The organism is Actinoplanes sp. ATCC 53533, from assembly GCF_003947245.1.
Map to the genome: position 1 here is coordinate 1 of NZ_QHHV01000356.1, position 18,406 is coordinate 18,406.

General features: G+C 67.8%; 12 protein-coding genes. 11 read left to right on the plus strand and 1 reads right to left on the minus strand.

Annotation, left to right across the window (positions count from 1 at the left end; translation table 11 throughout):
* Positions 1 to 252: hypothetical protein (locus DMB66_RS65005; protein WP_233625566.1), on the plus strand; the 252-nt coding region annotated here is incomplete at its 5' end.
* A gap of 1,529 nt (positions 253 to 1,781) precedes the next feature.
* Here the strand turns inward: DMB66_RS65005 and dnaA are convergent.
* Positions 1,782 to 3,875, minus strand: a complete 2,094-nt coding sequence (gene dnaA / locus DMB66_RS56935; protein ID WP_125812321.1) for a chromosomal replication initiator protein DnaA — start codon at positions 3,873 to 3,875, stop codon at positions 1,782 to 1,784.
* Between the two features lie 479 nt (positions 3,876 to 4,354).
* Here dnaA and rpmH point away from each other — a divergent pair, with 479 nt between their 5' ends.
* The 10 genes from rpmH to DMB66_RS56990 form a co-directional block, all read left to right on the plus strand.
* Positions 4,355 to 4,492, plus strand: coding sequence for a 50S ribosomal protein L34 (rpmH, locus tag DMB66_RS56940; RefSeq protein WP_125812322.1), 138 nt, complete (start codon positions 4,355 to 4,357; stop codon positions 4,490 to 4,492).
* A 34-nt stretch (positions 4,493 to 4,526) separates the two neighbouring features.
* Positions 4,527 to 4,883, plus strand: coding sequence for a ribonuclease P protein component (rnpA, locus tag DMB66_RS56945; RefSeq protein WP_125812323.1), 357 nt, complete (start codon positions 4,527 to 4,529; stop codon positions 4,881 to 4,883).
* Complete coding sequence (yidD, locus tag DMB66_RS56950; RefSeq protein WP_125812324.1) at positions 4,880 to 5,149, plus strand: membrane protein insertion efficiency factor YidD; 270 nt, start codon at positions 4,880 to 4,882, stop codon at positions 5,147 to 5,149. Before rnpA ends, yidD begins: the two co-directional genes overlap by 4 nt.
* A complete protein-coding gene (gene yidC / locus DMB66_RS56955; RefSeq protein WP_125812325.1) occupies positions 5,150 to 6,190 on the plus strand; it encodes a membrane protein insertase YidC in 1,041 nt (346 codons plus the stop codon). It begins immediately after the preceding gene.
* A 159-nt stretch (positions 6,191 to 6,349) separates the two neighbouring features.
* Positions 6,350 to 6,925, plus strand: a complete 576-nt coding sequence (locus DMB66_RS56960) for a R3H domain-containing nucleic acid-binding protein (RefSeq protein WP_125812326.1) — start codon at positions 6,350 to 6,352, stop codon at positions 6,923 to 6,925.
* A gap of 6 nt (positions 6,926 to 6,931) precedes the next feature.
* Complete coding sequence (rsmG, locus tag DMB66_RS56965) at positions 6,932 to 7,771, plus strand: 16S rRNA (guanine(527)-N(7))-methyltransferase RsmG (RefSeq protein WP_125812327.1); 840 nt, start codon at positions 6,932 to 6,934, stop codon at positions 7,769 to 7,771.
* A 546-nt stretch (positions 7,772 to 8,317) separates the two neighbouring features.
* Entirely contained in the window at positions 8,318 to 9,583 is a 1,266-nt protein-coding gene (locus tag DMB66_RS56970) for a ParA family protein (protein WP_370321384.1), read from the plus strand.
* Complete coding sequence (locus tag DMB66_RS56975) at positions 9,580 to 10,635, plus strand: ParB/RepB/Spo0J family partition protein (RefSeq protein ID WP_125812328.1); 1,056 nt, start codon at positions 9,580 to 9,582, stop codon at positions 10,633 to 10,635. The genes DMB66_RS56970 and DMB66_RS56975 overlap by 4 nt, the downstream gene beginning before the upstream one ends.
* 5,819 nt (positions 10,636 to 16,454) lie before the next feature.
* A complete protein-coding gene (locus DMB66_RS65010; protein WP_370321387.1) occupies positions 16,455 to 17,375 on the plus strand; it encodes a hypothetical protein in 921 nt (306 codons plus the stop codon).
* Between the two features lie 768 nt (positions 17,376 to 18,143).
* Positions 18,144 to 18,406 (plus strand): transposase (locus tag DMB66_RS56990; protein WP_148112910.1); only part of this gene is annotated, 263 nt, incomplete at its 3' end.

Genomic DNA, 18,406 nt, shown 5'->3' on the forward strand with positions numbered 1-18,406 from the left:
TGGCCGGCGGTGCGGCTCGGTGGTGCGGCCTCGGCTTGGGTGGTGCGGCTTGGCGGTGCGGGCTGGCAGTGCGGTTTGGCGGTGCGGCTCGGTGGTGCGGCCTCGGCTTGGGTGGTGCGGGTCGGCGGTGCGGGCTGGCGGTGCGGCTCGGTGGTGGGGCGTGGTGGTGCGGCCTCGGCTTGGGTGGTGCGGGCTGGCAGTGCGGGCTGGCGGTACGACGAGCCAGGGCGGCGGTGTTGGGGCGCGGGCTAGGAGCGGCGGGCCGCCCGTCGGGCTGATCTGGGGGTGGGTGAGGCCCAGGTTCACACCCGTTGGGTGGTAGCCCGTGCAGCGGTAGATTGCCTGGTCGGCGCGAAGGGTTGTCGATGAGTCGCGCGGGCTGGCTGAGGTGTCGCATGACTTGGCCGGCGGGTTGGATGCCTTGCGGTGCGGGCCGGCCCGAAAGCGCGAACGTCTGATGATCGCGGCGCCACGGGATCTGCTGTCCGCAGGCGGTCTTATGCGGCGGGCCCCGTGGAGCTGACCCCGATTGCCGCAAGATTCTGCCCGGCATGCCCGACCATGCGGTGGGTCCGGGCAGCCGCGGGGCGGTTTCGCCCGGCCTCGCACCAACATTGATGCGTGCCGGCGCGGAGCGGACCACGCTGCCAAGATCCGGCTGCGCCTCGAACAGGCGACTGACCGAACCTGGCAATCTGCGCAAGCGGAGCGGACCATCCGAGTTTCGCCATTTCTGGATCGCTTGCCCCACAGGGCGTCCGCCATCCGTCCAGCTCATCCTGCGTGTCGGCCATGACGCCGAGAATCTTGCGGCTTGGCGCTGATCGGGCACTACACAAGATCTACTTTCGGATCGGCCCCTCGACCTGCGGCTGCGCCCGCACGAACTGGTGAAACTCGAGGGACCGCGTTGCCGCAGATCTGGCTGCACCCCGAGCGTGCCAGCGGCCCGACCGGCTGGACCCGGCAATCTGGGTAGCCGGTGCCCCAGGCGGACCACCGCTAGCACGATCTCGACAGCGGCCTCGGCTGGCTGCTCGTGGCCGCACCGAGCCGAAAGTCTCCCGAATGACGAAAGTCGAGCGCCCTCGGATTCACGAGACCGACCGGGTTGGTGAAGCCGCGGGGACCTTTCTGGATGGCGGGTCAGCTTCGCACCATCAGTCCACAAAGTTGGCCTAGCGTCGGCCGGACCCGCGTGGATGCCAAAGCGCGGCTATCCCCGGCCGCAGGGGAAGCCGGCGTCGTTGTGGTTGGCTGCGCCCCGCAGAGCCACAAGATTGGCCGGGTCGGCGTGGCCGTGGCGACCTTGTGGATATCGGGTTAGCTCACCGCACCTCGATGTCGCACGATCGACCGGGTTGGTGGGTCGTGAAGATCTTGCGGCGGTTGGGGCTGCCGCACCTTCGTCCCACAGCGCGATCCGGGTTGGCGTGGCCGTGAGGATGCTTGCCGAGCTTGAGCCGTTAGGTCCCTGCCGACAGTTCATGGGTCATGGCGACCGGCGTGGAACAGTGGCCAGCTGTGTGGCGTACGTCATATGAAGGGTTCGCGGGCGGGCAGCATTTGTTCAGGGGTGGCCGGGTGTTCGGACTCGTTGCGCTGGTGGCTGGCGCGTTTCGGTGGGCGTGGTCTGGTGGGGCGGCGGGTCAGCCCGGCGGGTGATCGCCGGGCTGGAGTATGTCCTGGCCGGCTGCTGTGGTGGTTTGGGCTCGGTGTTGCGGTTGGTGTCGCCGCCGTGCGTACCGGATGCGGTTTGGTCTTTGTCCCGGCGGGCGGGGTCAGGTGTTTTGTTTGATGCGGTTGGTCAGCTCGGCGATCTGGTTGTAGAGCGACCTGCGCTCTGCCATGTGCTGGCGGATCTTTCGGTCCGCGTGCATCACCGTGGTGTGGTCGCGGCCGCCGAAGGCCTGGCCGATTCTTGGCAGGGACAGCTCGGTCAGTTCGCGGCAGAGGTACATCGCCACCTGGCGGGCGTTGACCAGGACGCGGGAGCGGGAGTGGCCGCGTAGGTCTTCCAGGCTCACGCCGAAGTAGTCCGCGGTGGACACCATGATCTGGTCCGCCGTGATCTCCGGGCCGGCGCCGTCGGGCATGAAGTCGCGCAGGACCTCTTCGGCCAGTGAGAGCTGCACCGACGATCTGGTCAGGCTGGCGAATGCCGTTACCCGGATGAGGGCGCCCTCGAGTTCGCGGATCGAGTTCGAGACGCGGGACGCGATGAATTCCAGCACGTCGTCCGGGGCGTACATGCGTTCCTGCGCGGCCTTCTTCTGCAGGATGGCGATGCGGGTTTCGAGGTCCGGCGGCTGGATGTCGGCGAGCAGGCCCCATTCGAAGCGGGTGCGCATCCGGTCTTCGAGGGTGGCCAGCTGGCGGGGGGAGCGGTCCGAGCTGATCACGATCTGCTTGTTCGCGTTGTGCAGGGTGTTGAACGTGTGGAAGAACTCCTCCTGGGTGCGCTCGCGGTTTTCCAGGAACTGGATGTCGTCGATCAGCAGGATGTCGACGTCGCGGTAGCGCCGTTGGAAGGCCTGCGTTTTGTCGTCGCGCAGGGAGTTGATGAAGTCGTTGGTGAATTCCTCGGTGGAGACGTAGCGCACCGAGCGGGCGTGGCCCAGCGTCGTCGCGTAGTGGCCGATCGCGTGGAGCAGGTGTGTCTTACCCAGGCCGGAGCTGCCGTAGATGAACAGCGGGTTGTACGCCTTCGCCGGGGATTCGGCCACCGCGACCGATGCGGCGTGCGCGAACCTGTTTGACGAGCCGATGACGAACGTCTCGAACATGTATTTCGGGTTGAGGCGGTTGCCGTCGTTGCCACCCCGGCGGTCGCGGTCCTGGCCGCGCATGTCCATCGGCGCGCGGCCTGGGCCGTTGTCGCCGCTGCCCTGCCGCATCTGCATCGTGTCGTCGCGGCGGTCCTGACCCAGCATGGTCGGACGGTCGTCCTGGCGGCGCTGGTTGTCGCGGAGCTGGGTCTGGTCGGTGGCGATCCGGCGGCCCGCCGATTCGTTCGGCGGATCCGCGAAGTGGGACATCTGCCGGGGGGCATCGCGGCGCTGCGGATCCGCTTCGGTCCGGGTCTGCGCCTTGCCCTTCTGCTGCTCCTGCTGCGCTTCGGCGGCGGTCTTCGGCCCCTCGGCCTGGCCTGCCGGCAGCGGCGCGGCGAACAGAGCGTCCTGACCGTCACGAGTGTCACGGGCCTGCGGGACGGCGCGGGGGAACGGCGCCTGCGCGGAACCGGTCGGGCCGTCGGCCGACTCGTAGTTCTGCTCGTACGACTTCTCGTATCCCTGGTCGTAGTTGTCCTGGTGACCGAAGGACGGCGACTGTGGATAACGATCCGGATATGCCGGTGGCTGCTGGTCTGCATAGTGCTGCTGGTCGGCGTAGCGCTGCTGCTGGTCGGAGTAGTGCGCGGGCGCCTGGGTCGGCGGCTCGGGCGGTGGTGTGCCGTAGACCTTGCCCGGATGACCCGTTCCGTCCTCCGGTGGCCGGACCGTCACGGCGACCTGGATCGGCCGGCCGAGCCGGCGCGACAGGGCCTCGGTGATCGCCAGCCGGAGCCGCGACTCGATCACGTCGCGGGTATAGGTGTCGGGCACGGACAGCAGCGCGGTGTCCTCAACTATGGCGCGCAGGCGGGTGAGCCGCAGGTACGCACGCTGCTGGGCGGACGCGATCTCGTCCGCCAGCTCGTCCGTCGCAGCGGTCCATACCCCGCCAAGGTCGACCGTATCGGCCACCGCCGCGCCACCCCCATCGCCACCGGTTCCCCGGTGGCCTTGTCCGGCTTCCGCCGCCCTTTGCCCGTCGTCACCCGAACGGGCCACGGACCGGCTACCCCCAACCAGCACATCCAACGTGCTGAACATGTACGGCGCCACCGGCTATCCACAGGTTATCCACAACCTGTGCACTCGTCGGTGGTCGCTCCCCGGCCGGTTGGTCGGCGGACTCCCCCGGAGCCTGTGGTGGCGCGGGAAAACAGGCTCATCTGGCGAACGATTTACCGCCTCGTCCGGTTTTGGCCAGCTCGGCGCGTCAACGCGCAGACCAGCAAACGGGCACGCTAACAGCGCGGCGGCATCCGCATCAACCGCCGGTACCCACCCCGGGGCAGACGTGGCACGAAAAGATTCACTCTGTGCGTAGACGGACCAGCGTGCGTGACCAGGCGCGGGGCGGGAAGGGATCTGTCGGCGTGCCGACCCCGGGATGGTTGACCACCGTGGGGGTGCTGCGTAGGGTCGGGCGGTTGCTCCGCCGCACTCTGCTAAAGTGGCGTCTTGCAGCTTTGATGCCCCCTGGACGCCGCCAAGAGTAGGTCGTCCGACGAAGACGGAGTTCTGACGTGAGCAAGCGCACCTACCAGCCGAACAACCGCCGGCGCGCGAAGACCCACGGTTTCCGGCTGCGCATGCGCACCCGTGCCGGCCGCGCCATCCTCTCCACCCGCCGCGCCAAGGGCCGCGACAAGCTGTCGGCCTGAGCCGACGCTGGTCCGGCCGGATGTCTAGGTAGTCGTGCTGGCCACGGCACAACGACTGAGGCGTAGCGCCGACTTCGCCGCAGCTGTTCGCGGTGGGCGCAGGGCCGGGCGCAACTCGGTGGTCGTCCACCTTCTTATCGATGAGCCGGTGCAAGCCTCCGCGGCGCGCGCCGGCTTTGTCGTGTCCAAGGCCGTGGGCAACGCGGTGATCCGTAACAAGGTCCGCCGGCGCCTGCGTCACTTGGTCCGGTCCCGCCTCGCCGACCTGCCGGACGGCGCTCTGCTGGTGGTTCGCGCACTGCCTGCCTCGGCCTCGGTGTCCTTCGAGACGCTGGGCACCGACCTCGATGCGGCCCTGGTCGCCGCGCGGTCGCCGCGGCGGCGGCGATGAGCACGCCACGCGGGCCGGTTGCCCGGGTGCTGACGTGGGGGATCGTCGCGTACCGTCGTTACTTGAGCCCGGCACTGCCGGCACGCTGTCGGTTCTACCCCTCGTGCAGCGCGTACGCCCAGGAGGCGCTCGCGGTGCACGGCGCTCTCCGAGGGACCGCCCTGGCGATCTGGCGGCTGTTGCGCTGCCACCCCTTCCACCCTGGCGGGTTCGATCCGGTGCCTGACCCGATCCGTCACCGTCCTGCTGATGTGACTGGAGCATGAATGAGTCTCGACTGGATCTACATCGCCATCTCGTGGATCCTTCTTCGCTGGCATGATCTCTGGGACGCCATCGGCGTCTCGGACGGCCGGGTGCTGGGCACCAACTGGGCCTGGATTCTGTCGATCGTCTTCCTGGTCGTGACGCTGCGGGTGATCCTCTTCCCCGTCTTCGTCAAGCAGATCAAGTCCCAGCGCGCCATGCAGGCGCTGCAGCCCAAGGTCAAGCTGCTGCAGGAGAAGCACAAGGGTGACCGGGAGACGCTCCAGAAAGAAATGATGGAGCTGTACAAGGTCGAGAAGGCCAACCCGCTTATGGGCTGCCTCCCGATGTTCCTGCAGATCCCGGTCTTCCTGGGCCTGTTCCACGTGCTGCGCCGGCTCAACCCGGACAATCTCAACCCCACCCTGTACGGCTGGACGGAAGAGCAGTTCCGTGAGGCGACTCACGCGGCGCTGTTCACCACGCCGCTGCCGGCCCAGTTCGGCTCGTCCGCGTCCGACCTCGCCCAGCTCAACGCGAACGGCACCACGGTCAAGATCATCGCGGGCATCCTGGTTCTGATCATGATGGCGACGACGTACCTGACGAGCCGCCAGATGATCCTCAAGACCGGCTGGGCCGAGGACCCGCAGCAGAAGATGATCCAGCGCCTGATGCTGTACGGCATCCCGGCGTCGCTGCTGATCTCCGGCGCTCTGTTCCCCATCGGCGTGGTCATCTACTGGGTCACGAACAACCTCTTCAGCCTGGCCCAGCAGCAGTGGGTGCTCCGCAAGTTCCCGCCGCCGCCGATGGCCAACGGGAAGAGCACCTCTTCCTCGGCACGCCCGGCCGGTTCGAGCGGTGCCAAGTCCGGCGGCAAGACCCCGCAGAATCCGGTGCAGAGCGGCCGTACCGGTGGCCTGTTCGGCCGCAAGCCGGCCGCCCTGCCGGAGCCGAAGAGCCCGGTCGTGGACACCAAGGCCCTCGCGCCGAAGCCCGGCGCCAAGCCGGTGAACCCCAAGAAGGGCGCGAGACCCGCCAACAAACCACAGGGATGACGCAGCTGCGACCCGGGCCTGGCCCGGGCCGCGCGCGGCCCTGTTGGGGCGGCGACAAAGACCTCCTCGCGCCGGTGCCGACCTATCACTCCTGGGTGGCACCGACGCGGGAACAGCGGACCGAGCAGGTCCGGCCCGAGTGAGTACGGAGATGAGACCGTGACCGACACCAGCACTCCCAGCGCAGAGCAGTCCGCCGAGGAGACCGCTTCCGCCCCTGCCGCGGAGTCCGCCGGTACCGAAGAGACCAAGAAGTCGGAGACTGTCACGACGGATTCCGACCTGTTCCGGCAGAGCGAGGTCGCCGCCGACTACGTGGAGGGTCTGCTCGACATCCTCGACTACGACGGCGACATCGACGAGCTCGTGTCGGCGGGACGCCCGATGGTCGAGGTCGTCGGCGGCCGGCTGCAGCCGCTTGTGGGTCAGCGCGGCGCGACGCTGGAGGCTCTGCAGGAGCTCACCCGCCTGGCGATCTTCCGGGCCACGGGCTCGCCGAGCCGGCTGCTGCTGGACATCGGCGGCTACCGGGCCACCCGGCGTAAGGAACTGACGGCGGTCGCCCGCAATGCGGTCGAGAAGGTCAAGGAGCACGGCGACCCGGTACGCCTGGAGCCGATGTCGGCCTTCGAGCGTAAGTGCGTGCACGACGTGGTGAACGCGATCCCCGGCGTGCAGAGCGAGTCCGAGGGCGTCGAGCCCAGCCGCCGCATCGTGGTTCGTCCGGCTGACTGACGCGAGATGACCGACCCACGCTTCGGCGCGGGTGACGACGGCCCGGGCGATGTCGTGCCCGGGCCGTCGTCGTCCGCCGCTCCCCCTGCCTTTTCTTCTGGTGTTCCGGCTGCCTTTGCCGACGCCGCGTCGCGTGCTTTCGGCGCTCGGTTGTCGCTTGCTGCGCGCTACGCGAAGCTGCTGATCACCGACGGCGTCGTTCGGGGTCTCATTGGGCCGCGGGAAGCTCCGCGGGTATGGGAACGCCACTTGATCAATTGTGCCGTTATGTCCGAGATGATCCCTATCGGGGCTTCGGTGACGGACGTGGGGTCTGGTGCTGGTTTGCCCGGTATCGTGCTGGCAGTGGCCCGGCCAGATCTCATGATCACGCTGGTCGAGCCGCTGGCACGACGAACCGCTTTCCTGTCCGAAGCGGTGACCGCACTTGGCCTCGACGCGACCGTCACAGTCGTCCGCGGCCGAGCGGAAGACCTCGTCGGTGGGCCCCCCGCCGCCGCCGATGTCGTCACCGCCCGCGCGGTCGCGCCACTGGACCGGCTCGCCGGTTGGTGCCTGCCCCTCGCCGCCGTCGGCGGCCGGCTACTGGCGCTCAAGGGCGCCACGGCCGCGGAAGAGGCGGCAGAGCACCACGAGGCGATCACCCGGCTCGGTGGCGGCGACCCGGTCGTCCGGCTCTGCGGAGTCGGGCTGATCGATCCGCCGACCACGGTCGTCGAGATCGTGCGGGAACGGGCCGTCGTGGCGCCAAGGCCGAGGTCGTCCGGAAAGGCGGCCGACCCGGGCCGCTCGGCCGGCAGTTCCGGCGGGCGCGGCTCCGGGAAACGGAGATCGCGGAGGGGATAGATGGCCAAGCGGGGCGTGCGGAAGAGGGCGGGAAAACTCCCACGACCCCAGAGAGGCCCGGATGCGGGCCGGCCTGTGTCGGAGTTGGATCAGGCTCCGGGGGCTTCCTCGCGGCCTCCGAATTCTGGGCCGGATGTTGCTGTCGGCCGGAACGGTGGTCGTGGGTTTGCGGCTCCTCCCAGCGTCAGCGCTGGACAGGCGGGGCCGGATGGTCTGCCTGGTCCCTGCGCGGGGTCGGGAACGGACTATCTGCGCTCGCTTAGGGGACCACGGTCGGGGGATGATCGCGGTGTAATGGAGGCGTCCGGGCAGGACGGCGGCACGAGGATGCGGTTGGTGCCCGGATTCATGGTCTTCGAGGCGCCGGAGGAGTTGTTGACATCAACTCATCAGGCGGACAACCGTGGCGACGCTCGCCCGACGGCCGTAGGCTGGCCGCGCGTCGATAGTGTGGACCGGACGGTGGGAGCGCCAGGCGCCCCGCCGCTTCCTGCCGGACCGCACGCTCGCGGTGCCGACCCAATCCAAGCAGGCAGGGACAAAACGGTGCATGAGTATGGCAGGGGCCCTGACGGCGCCCCAGGCTGGGACCCTGTTTCACGTGAAACCGATCCACACGCCCGGTCGGATCGAAGTGGAAGCCTGAGTGTGAGCTTCGACAGTGGGGAGCAAGGGGTGCCGCAACCACGCGCAGGGAACGGCGGTCAGGTGTACGGCACTCCGGTAGCGGAACCTGATGTCAGTGCGTCCGAGCCGCGACGATCGGCTCCGGCTCCACGGTCGGGTCCTTCGTCTGCGCCGGTCTCCGGGTCTGCGACCGTACCCTCGTCAGCTCCTGTCTCGGCCGCACCGGCCGCACCGACCGCGGTGACGGAGCAGCCCGTCGCCGACGGCGCGGCGGCAGCCGAGCATGTTTCACGTGAAACGCCGGACCGGGATGAGGACGATCCGCCCCTCGCCATGGAAGCGTTGCGTGCTGTGCAGATCCTCAACCCGAGCGGCGAGATCCACATGCCGCGCCCCGACCATCCACGGGTGTTCTGCGTCGCGAACCAGAAGGGTGGCGTCGGCAAAACCACGACGACGGTCAACCTCGCGGTGGCGCTGGCCCTGCACGGCAACCGTGTCCTCGTGGTCGACCTCGACCCGCAGGGGAACGCGTCCACCGGTCTGAACGTCCCCCACCACGCCGGCGTGCCCGACGTCTACGACTGCCTGATCGACAACGTGCCCATCGCGGAGGTGGCGCAGGCCGTCGAGGGCATCCCGAACTTGTTCTGCGTTCCGGCGACGATCGACCTCGCCGGCGCCGAGATCGAGCTCGTCTCGGTGGTCGCCCGCGAGTCGCGGCTGCAGCGCGCGATCGCCGGGCATCCGCAGAAGTTCGACTACGTCTTCATCGACTGCCCGCCATCACTCGGCCTCCTGACGGTCAACGCGCTCTGCGCGGCGCAGGAGGTCCTTATCCCCATCCAGTGCGAGTACTACGCGCTGGAGGGCTTGAACCAGCTCATCAACAACATCAACCTGGTGCGTCAGCACCTCAACCCGACGCTGGACGTCTCCACGATCCTGCTGACCATGTATGACCGCCGGACCCGCCTGGCGGACGCGGTCGAGCAGGACGTGCGGAACCACTTCGGCTCCAAGGTTCTTGAGGCAGTGATTCCGCGCAACGTCCGGGTGTCGGAGGCTCCTAGCTACGGCCAATCTGTGATGACCTACGATCCGGGTTCGCGGGGCGCCACGAGCTACTTCGAGGCCGCTCTGGAGATCGCGATGCGCGGGGTCAACACGGGAGGCACGGCATGAAGAACCGTCCACGGGGCGGCCTAGGCCGTGGCCTCGGCGCATTGATTCCCACGGCGCCGCCGGCCGCAGGTGGCACGACGGCGACCGAGGAGCCACCTCCTCCCCCGCCCGCGCCGCCGGCTCCCGTTGAGGCCAGCGCGCCGGCCCAGTTCACCGCGCCGCCTCCCGCGCCGGTGGCGCCACCGGCGGTCGTCGACGACGGTGGCCTGGCCCCGGTGCCCGGCGCGCGCTTCGCGGAGCTTCCGGTCACGGCGATCGAGCCGAACGCGAAGCAGCCGCGGCAGGTGTTTGACGAGGAAGCGCTCGAAGAGCTGAAGACCTCCATCCAGGAGGTCGGCTTCCTGCAGCCGATCGTCGTACGCGACCTCGGCGGCGGCCGGTATGAGCTCGTCATGGGTGAGCGCCGCTGGCGTGCCGCGCAGGCCGTCGGCAAGGAGACGATCCCCGCGATCGTTCGCGACACCCGTGACGACGCGATGCTGCGGGATGCCCTGCTGGAGAACATCCACCGGGCCAACCTGAACCCGCTGGAAGAGGCGGCCGCCTATCAGCAGCTGCTCGAGGAGTTCGGCGCGACGCATGAGGAGCTGGCTCGACGGATAGGTCGGAGCCGTCCACAGATCTCGAACACCATAAGGCTGCTGAACCTGCCGGCGCCGGTGCAGCGTCGGGTCGCGGCCGGAGTGCTGTCCGCCGGCCATGCTCGGGCGCTGCTCGGGCTGGAGGACAGCGCCGCCCAGGAAGGGCTCGCGCTTCGGATCGTGGCGGAAGGCCTGTCGGTCCGCGCGACCGAGGAACTGGTGTCGCTGGCGATCGCCGACGGCCCGGTGAAGAAGTCGGCGCCGGCCAGACGAGCGAAGGTTCATGCGCCGGCGCTGAACGATTTGGCTGACCGTCTGTCGGACCGGTTCGACACCCGGGTGAAGGTCGACATCGGTCGGAACAAAGGCAAGATCACCATTGAGTTCGCGACCGTGGACGACCTCGAGCGAATCGTGGGCATGATCGGCGTGGAGGAAGAAGGCGCGGAAGCGTCCTCGGAGGACGGCTGATCGATTGCTGTCAACGGTCGGTTGATGGCGATGAGGTAGTGGAGTGCAGAGGCACGTGATTCTCGGATCACGTGCCTTCTTCGTGTGCGGGGTTGGGCGTGGGTTGGGCCGGTGGATTGTTACTTAACGTGAGCTGGGGTCGAGTTTGAGGCTCGGGGTGGTTCTGTCAGAGCCATTCTCCTGAGGTTTCTGGTTGCTCTGGATCTTTGGGGTTGTGGGTTTCTGACGCCCTGAATGTCCTGTTTTGTGGCTCGGGTTTTGTGGGTGGTTGTCGGGTGTAGCTTAAGGTGAATCTTTTTCATGTTTTGCTTGCTTTTGGCTTGCGTCCGTCGCGGGGTGGGGTGGCGGCAGTCATGTTGCCTTCGGTGGGGTGTGCGGGGCCTGGGGGTGGACTCGCCCCGTCTGGTGCCGCTCGTTCGCCTTCCGTGTTGCCGTGCTTTCTTGGGATCTGGGGTGGAGTTGCGCCGTCTGGCGCCGCGCCGTTCCGCCTTCCGGTGTCGTTTTGGCTTTCGCGCTGCTGCGGCTCTTTGCGATGAGGTGTCTTGCTGTTGTCAGCCACTCTTGTTAGCTCGGTCTGCCAGATTTGGCGGGGCTGTTGGAGGCTCCTGGAGGGCACAATCGCGAGTTCAACGCATGCCGCCGGGGCTCACTCTCCGTTGAGTTGGATGGCGTAGCCGCCGGGCGTGGTCTTTCAGGGTTTGGGTGATGGGGTGGGTGGAGTCTGATGGACGGCGTACCTACCCCCAGGGCCGGCTTGGAGAGTGGCGGGGTCTGGGTTTCTCCTCGGAGTCTGGGTTGATCACCGCGCGGGCTTGACCCGTGGATGGGCTCGCTGTTGAGCCGTCCGAGAGATCTGGGCGGTATGGATGGGCGGGTTGGTTGTGGCTGGTGCCGATGGCGTGTTTTTGTTCCAGCCTTCCTTGATGACGAGGCTTGAAGGATGCGTGGCTCGCTTTGGACGGCGCCGCACGGGCTCGGGTCAAGGCGTCGTGGGCGGGTCCGAATGCACTTCCGTTGTCTTGCGGTGGTGGGGCTGGCGCGGTTCTGGGTTCGGGTTCGGGCTGGGCTGGTTTCACGTGAAACGGCCGGGCTCTACGGAGGGGCCGGGCTCTACGGGGCGGCCGGGCCCTACGGAGCGGCCGGGCCCTACGGAGCGGCCGGGCCCTACGGAGCGGCCGGGCCCTACGGAGCGGCCGGGCCCTACGGAGCGGCCGGGCCCTACGGAGCGGCCAGGCCCTACGGAGCGGTCGGGCTTACACGGCACGGTCGGGCTCTACGGAGCGGTCGGGCTTAACACGGCAAGGCCCGGGCTTTGTTGCGGCGCGGCCGGGCTTTACACGGCGCGGCCGGGCTTTGCCCCGCGGCCGGGCCCTATGGGAGCGGCTGCGGGCTCCGCGGGGGGTGCGCCGAGCGGTTTGGTTGTGCAGGGCCCTCGTGGACCGGGGGTGGGTGTCATTGCAGCAGCGCCCGTGACACCGCGACGCCTGCCCTGTCGGGATTCCGCAGCTTCTGACGGCAGTGAGGATTGAGTCGGCCGGCGTAGTGGCCACGTCCCGCGTCTTCGGTCGGCGGCTCATGACAGCTGTTGTTAGCGGAGCGACTCGATGCCCGAGGTGGGTGATCGGTGAGTCGGCTGGGTCGGTTCGGAGGCCGGTCAGCGGTCTCCAGTGATGAGTATGTCGCTGGGTGAGCGAATGGGTCTCGAGCTCGGCGACGGGGTGGCTGCATCCGAGATCAGCTAGCTTCGACGACCCTGACGAGATCGGTGCGGGCCGGGCAGGGTCAACATTGTTTGTAGCCGGCTCGGACAGCCCGGTCGTCGGGCATCACCTTGATGTCGGCCTGGATCTGGATCCACCTGGGCAGGTGTTGGGGAGGGCGTGTTGATGATTCCCAACGCTACTCAGAGCTGAGCCGCGACCGAACTTGGACACCGCTGCGGATTCCCCTGTTTCACGTGAAACGCGTCGTCCGTCGTTGTCGCCTGTTGCACCCCTTGATCGCTGATGGCGGGTGGCCCGGGAGCCAAGGCTTCGTCGGAGCCGCTGGCCGCGCTTGCGCCCTTGATCGCGGCTGTGGAGCTTCGGGGTCTGCGGGCTTCCGTACCTTGGTTGGAAAAGGGCAATTGCGTTGGCGGGCAGATGACGCTGGTCTGGGTTCTTGCTCGTGCTGGGCGAGCACCTGCATCGCGCTGCGCGAAGCGCCGGCATGCCCCCGGTCAACCCACCGATGCCCTGCCGGAGGCAAGTTGGTTCTCGACAGTGAGTTGGGCCCGGTGCGACTTGGGCGGTCGAGGCGTGGAGTCTCCTCTTGGTCGAGCAAGGTTGACGGGCCTGAACCGGACGCGCCGTCCGCGGGTCCGCCGGTCTGTTGGTGGATGGAAGGCGGAGAGCGCGCTGCCGTCTCGAGGCTGAGTCGGGGTGCACCCACACCCGCAGCCCGGTTGCATTCTTGTGGCTCCGACCGAGGATCCAGTTGGCTTGGGATCCAGCAGCGACGGCGGGGTGAGATCGCGGGGCGCATGGTGTGCTCTGTGCGCGGGACCCTTGAACGGCGATGGGCCTGGGGCGGGCTGGTTCCACGTGAAACGCGTGACGAACGTTCTCATAATTTCCGGAGACCGGAGACCGGAGACCGGAGACCGGAGACCGGAGACCGGAGACCGGAGACCGGAGACCGGAGACCGGAGACCGGAGACCGGAGACCGGAGACCGGAGACCGGAGACCGGAGACCGGAGACCGGAGACCGGAGACCGGAGACCGGAGACCGGAGACCGGAGACCGGAGACCGGAGACCGGAGACCGGAGAGTTTCACGTGAAACGGAGTGCTCCCGCTTGCGGCGCGACCAGAGCCCAGCCATCTCATCCAACGCCGGTATCGACCGCACTTGCCTAACTGTCTTAGATCCCGAAGTCGATGAGGCCGAAGCCGCTCTCGGATGCGCCCGACGCTGGGGATCTCGTTCGCAGCGGGGTGGCGTTCGGGGCCAATGCCGGCCGGCGATCCTGTCAGATCTCGGTTGCCGGGTCGTGTCCGCGAGGGCGCTGGATCGGTCGAACCCCGGATCACTGCTGTTGGCCTGATGCCCGGTCATCGCGATTCACTGCCAGCGACTCAGCCACCTGAAGCCAAGATGCCGCGGGAGAGCCTTCCACTCTCATAGTCGGGGCTCCGGGCTCCGGGCTGCGGGCTCCGAGGGCTCGAGACCACGGGTCTCCGACATGGCCCAAGAGCGCTGCGCCGCGTGCGCGCAGCGAAGCCGTGTTTCACGTGAAACGCGTCCACAAGGTAGCAACTCGGAGTTCGGTTGCCTGCCGGTAGAAGGCAAGCGCATGGCATGCCCGGCGCACAGGCATGCCATGCGCAGTGCCGAGATCGAACCTCAGGCCGGTGGAGTGATTCTGTAAGCCCCAGCACCCGTGCCGAGAATGAGACGCGCCAGCGTCACTCAGGCCGATTTCGTAGCGGGGGTTGAACATGCACCACTCAGGTATACGCATCGTGTGGACCCGCCGAGTGCTGGAGTACGCCGAGCGCGGGGATCCAACGAGCGCGGGGATGATTCAGCGAGGCGGAGGGATCCAGCGAGCGGCGGGGATTCAGCGAGGGTGGAGGGTCCAGCGAGCGGCGGGGGTCTCGCCAGCGTGGGGATTCAGCGAGGGCAGGGGTCCAGCGAGGGCAGGGTCCAGCGAGCGTGGGGATTCAACGAGCGTGGGGATCCAACGAGGCTTCGTTCCGTCGAACACAGCTCAGTGAGTTCGGATGCTCGGTCGCGGCAACGACGGCACACGATGATCCTTGGGCGTCGCCGTCGTCGACCACACGCGTGACCAAGCCCGCGTCTCGCTGTCGGCCGCCCAGCGCGATGAGTGTGATGGCTGACTGCTAGATCAAGGCGCGCAGATCCTGCCCGACCCGGCTTAGGTCCGGGGCCACCGCTGCAGAGGGGTAGGGCCCTGTTGAGAGCCAACCAAGAACGCCCAACATCAGATCTCTCGTGGTTTCAGCGTCAGTTCGCTGCAGCTCGACGCGTTCAGGCGCGTGATCCCGTCTGACTCACTGAGCCGCCGATTTGCCGTGCCAGGCGATCCTGATTGGGCGCGGCACCCCAGGGTCCTGGAAGGACCGTACGCCCACCAGTGATCCGTCGAGTCGAGGCGTATTGCTATCCGAGCCGATACCGATGCCTCCGCGGCAGCGAGCTGACCCAGCGACAATTCCCGGGGCCACGCAGCGGAGAGGGCGACAAGATCCCCGTCCCCGCGACTGGGCCCGAGCGCCCGCGACGGTTGCTTGCCGGTGTTGAGGATGTCGCTGGGTAAGCCGGTCAGGCAGGGAGAGGACGTCCACATTGACGCCTCGTCCGACAAGGCCCGTCACACGGTGACCGTCCCAGGCGGCCGGCACGGTGAGCGTCCCAAGCACTCCCGCACGGCGACCATCCCACCGCAACCGCAACCAACATCGATCAGATCTTTGTACGCGACCCGCAGGGCCGAAGAGATCATGAGCATCTTGTAGGCAAGAAGCACCCCACACCCGCCGACAGCCCGAACCTGGCCCGCCCACACGGAAGACCAAGTCGGGAGTCCTCACGACCACCAACAAGGCGCACTAGAAGACGACGTCTCCCGAGCGTCGACATCCCCGAGACAGACGCACCGGGACGGACCCCGCCCTGCCGTCAATCCGGAAGGGTGCGCCGAGGCGTCCGTTTGCTGAGTCAAGCCGTAGACATCACGCCGTGATCCACTGCATCGGCGTCCTCATCAACCCGGACGGCCGACCCGCCCACCGACGGCGAGAGTCATCGACTGGCCGCGAAAGCCGAACTCGGCAGAGAAAGACCGGGACGAAACTCGGCAGATTCGGCGGTCGTCGTCCTGTCCCGGAAACACCGGAGGACGACCCGCAGGTTCGTCGCAGCAGCCGAAAGGTTCGCAGCGAAGACCATGAAGCCGTGGGGGGTTCACGAAGCAGCGGCGCCACGAAGCAGCGGCGCCACGAAGCAGCGGCGCCACGAAGCAGCGGCGCCACGAAGCAGCGGCGCCACGAAGCAGCGGCGCCACGAAGCAGCGGCGCCACGAAGCAGCGGCGCCACGAAAGACGTCCAACCCCCGCAGCATCAGGGCCGCAGGTTTCACGTGAAACGAAGCTCGATCACGACCAGAATCCGCGAACGCGAGCGGCGAAAACCATCCCGACGACACGAGCACCCGCCGGCCTCCGTGAACGCCCCACCGACTCACACAACGGCCGGCCTGGGATCGGTGTGCGGCACTATCCACAAGCTGTGCGTAGAGACTGTTGAAGACGCTCCGCGTGGGCGTTTCACGTGAAACAACTCCGATGGATGACAGGTCTTCCACTGCTGTATCCACAGGGGGTGAGCGCGTTCTACGTCGTGTTTCACGTGAAACTGGCCTGCCTGTGGATAACTCCTGTGGATAACTTAGGCCGGTGCTGCGGTGCCCACCGAACGTGACGTGCTTCGACGTTTCGGGTCCTGTCTGAACGGGTGAGGGCGCATCGGCGAGTCCGCCGGAAATTGACCCGGGACAGTGCCCGGTGAGCTGGGCTAGGGTCAGCGTCGTGCCCCACAACCCCCAGCCGCTCCCCGACTTCACACGCTGGCCCTCCTTCCCTTTCGAGGGGGACATGCGTGTCAAGCGCCTTGCCGAGCCGGTCGAGGTGGAGCCCTCGCGAAGTGGCGAGGACGCCGCCGATTGCGTCGCCTGCAACACCCCCGACGACGCGTACATCTGGGTCAGTGAGCGATGGCGCGTCCGCGGCATGGACCGGCCCACCGGATTGCCGATGGTCCTGATCCTCGAATGCCGCTCACACTTCGACATCGGCGACCTGCCGAACCTCCTGGCCGCGGAGCTCGGGGTGATGACCGTACGGCTGGAGCGAGCGATCCGATCCCTCGACGGCGTCGCCCGCGTCCACGTGAACCGCTGGGGCGACGGCTCGGCGCACCTGCACATGTGGTTCCTGGCGCGGCCTTACGGGCGACTGCAGCTCCGCGGCACGTTCCTGTCGCTCTGGGACGACCTCCTGCCGGTCATCCCGGAGGAGCAGTGGCTCGAAAACCTGGCGCTCGTCGCCGAGTGGCTCGCCGGCTTCGGCGGTCGCGCCATCGCCGAACCTCCCCACATCCACTGGCAGTCGCCGTCCACGTTTGGCAACGAACCAGCCAACGCCCCGGACACGACCCCCTCCGCCGACACCCGGCACCCCACGGACTCCGAGTCCGACCGCCCGGCGTCCGACACGGCCGTCCGCAGCGACGCAACCGTGGCCAACGCGGAGGCCCGAAACCTCTCCTCCTACGCGCCGCGACCCCACAACGATGAGCCGCCAAACGGCAGCGCGCGACCGGCGCCCTCACCAGGCGACGCCGCACCCGGAAGCGGTCGCCCAGCGCTGCCCGCTCAAACCCCCGAACAACCGGCCGCAAGCTCACCGACAACGGCCAGCACCAATTCTGGTCAAGCCGGCGACGCCTCAGGTACGGGCACAGCGGCCCCAACCGCAAACGACCCCGCCCCGCCTGAACGGGGTTCGCAGGCCCCCGCCGACTCAGCAGCGCAACCCAACACAGCGCGGCCCGTTCCGGCGCACGACCCGGAAAACACCGACTCCCTGATCGAGGGCCAGGAGCCGACCGCAGCCCAGAAACCCGCAACGGCCTCCGCCAAGACCGCAGCAACAAACGCAGCCCAATCGCACTGAGCCAACCGGACACGCCGACCTGCCAATGGCCCAACGCACGCCGAGAACCGAGTCCGTAGAGGCGAGAGCCGGACACGAAGCGGGAGCCGGACACGAAGCGGGAGCCGGACACGGGGATGCACACACGCGGAACCGTCCAGCGGTAAGCCGCCAAAGTTCACACTCTCGCGGAGGGCCCGGATAGCCAGCCCCGCCCGCCCGCTTCACTCGGTGGTGCAAGCGAAGACGAGCAACCGCACCACACGACGCACGTGGGAACGACTCGGCAGGTGCCGCTGCCCCACCCGACTGCTACCCGGGGACGAGCCTGCGCCGGCCGCAGCCGACACGCTCACAGGGTGGTTCGTGATGGGCGGCAAGAGCAATGCCCACGCCGATCAAGCAAGACCGCGGGCTGACCGCCCGCCTCACCAACGGCGTCAGGATATTCCCTAGGCCGAGGCCCTCCCCTGCTTTGCCAGCGGCAGCAGCGAAGCCTCCGTCACGTTCACTCCGAGCACGTGCGGCCGCCCACCCCGTCCACGATGAGATCCACCCGCGACAGCCCCCCCCGTTACCTTTTTCGCAGCCCCAACCGGGGTTGCAGGCCACCGGCCGCGGCATGACTTAGTCCCCCTGTTGTCCATGATCTGGGGGGTGTTGTCACCGGGGTCCGGAGGGTGCCAGTGACCGCTAATAGAGACCTGACCGCTTCTTGGTCTGTTCGTAACGTGGCTGCCGGCGCGAGGCATCGAGGCGGCCTGCTCCGTACGAGCAAGGGACCAGGCGTTGACCGAGCAGGACGGCAGCACCGACCGGTACGACGTGTACTGCGGAGTAGACGTCGGTAAGAGCGAGCACCATGCGTGCGCGCTCAACCCCGCCGGCAAACGCCTACACGACAAACCGCTGCCCAACGACGAAGACGCCTTGAAGGAGGTCCTCGGCAAGCTTCAGACCCGCGGCCGGGTCTTGGTGATCATCGACCAACCGGCCTCGATCGGCGCCCTGGTCATCGCCGTGGCCCGCATGATGGGCATCGAGGTCGCCTA

What these genes read in the sequence shown, in the direction of transcription:
- dnaA (WP_125812321.1), bottom strand. Translation starts at nt 3,875, where the DNA reads ATGTTCAGCACGTTGGATGTGCTGGTTGGGGGTAGCCGGTCCGTGGCC.
- yidD (WP_125812324.1), top strand. Translation starts at nt 4,880, where the DNA reads ATGAGCACGCCACGCGGGCCGGTTGCCCGGGTGCTGACGTGGGGGATC.
- yidC (WP_125812325.1), top strand. Translation starts at nt 5,150, where the DNA reads ATGAGTCTCGACTGGATCTACATCGCCATCTCGTGGATCCTTCTTCGC.
- rsmG (WP_125812327.1), top strand. Translation starts at nt 6,932, where the DNA reads ATGACCGACCCACGCTTCGGCGCGGGTGACGACGGCCCGGGCGATGTC.
- DMB66_RS56975 (WP_125812328.1), top strand. Translation starts at nt 9,580, where the DNA reads ATGAAGAACCGTCCACGGGGCGGCCTAGGCCGTGGCCTCGGCGCATTG.
- DMB66_RS65010 (WP_370321387.1), top strand. Translation starts at nt 16,455, where the DNA reads ATGGTCCTGATCCTCGAATGCCGCTCACACTTCGACATCGGCGACCTG.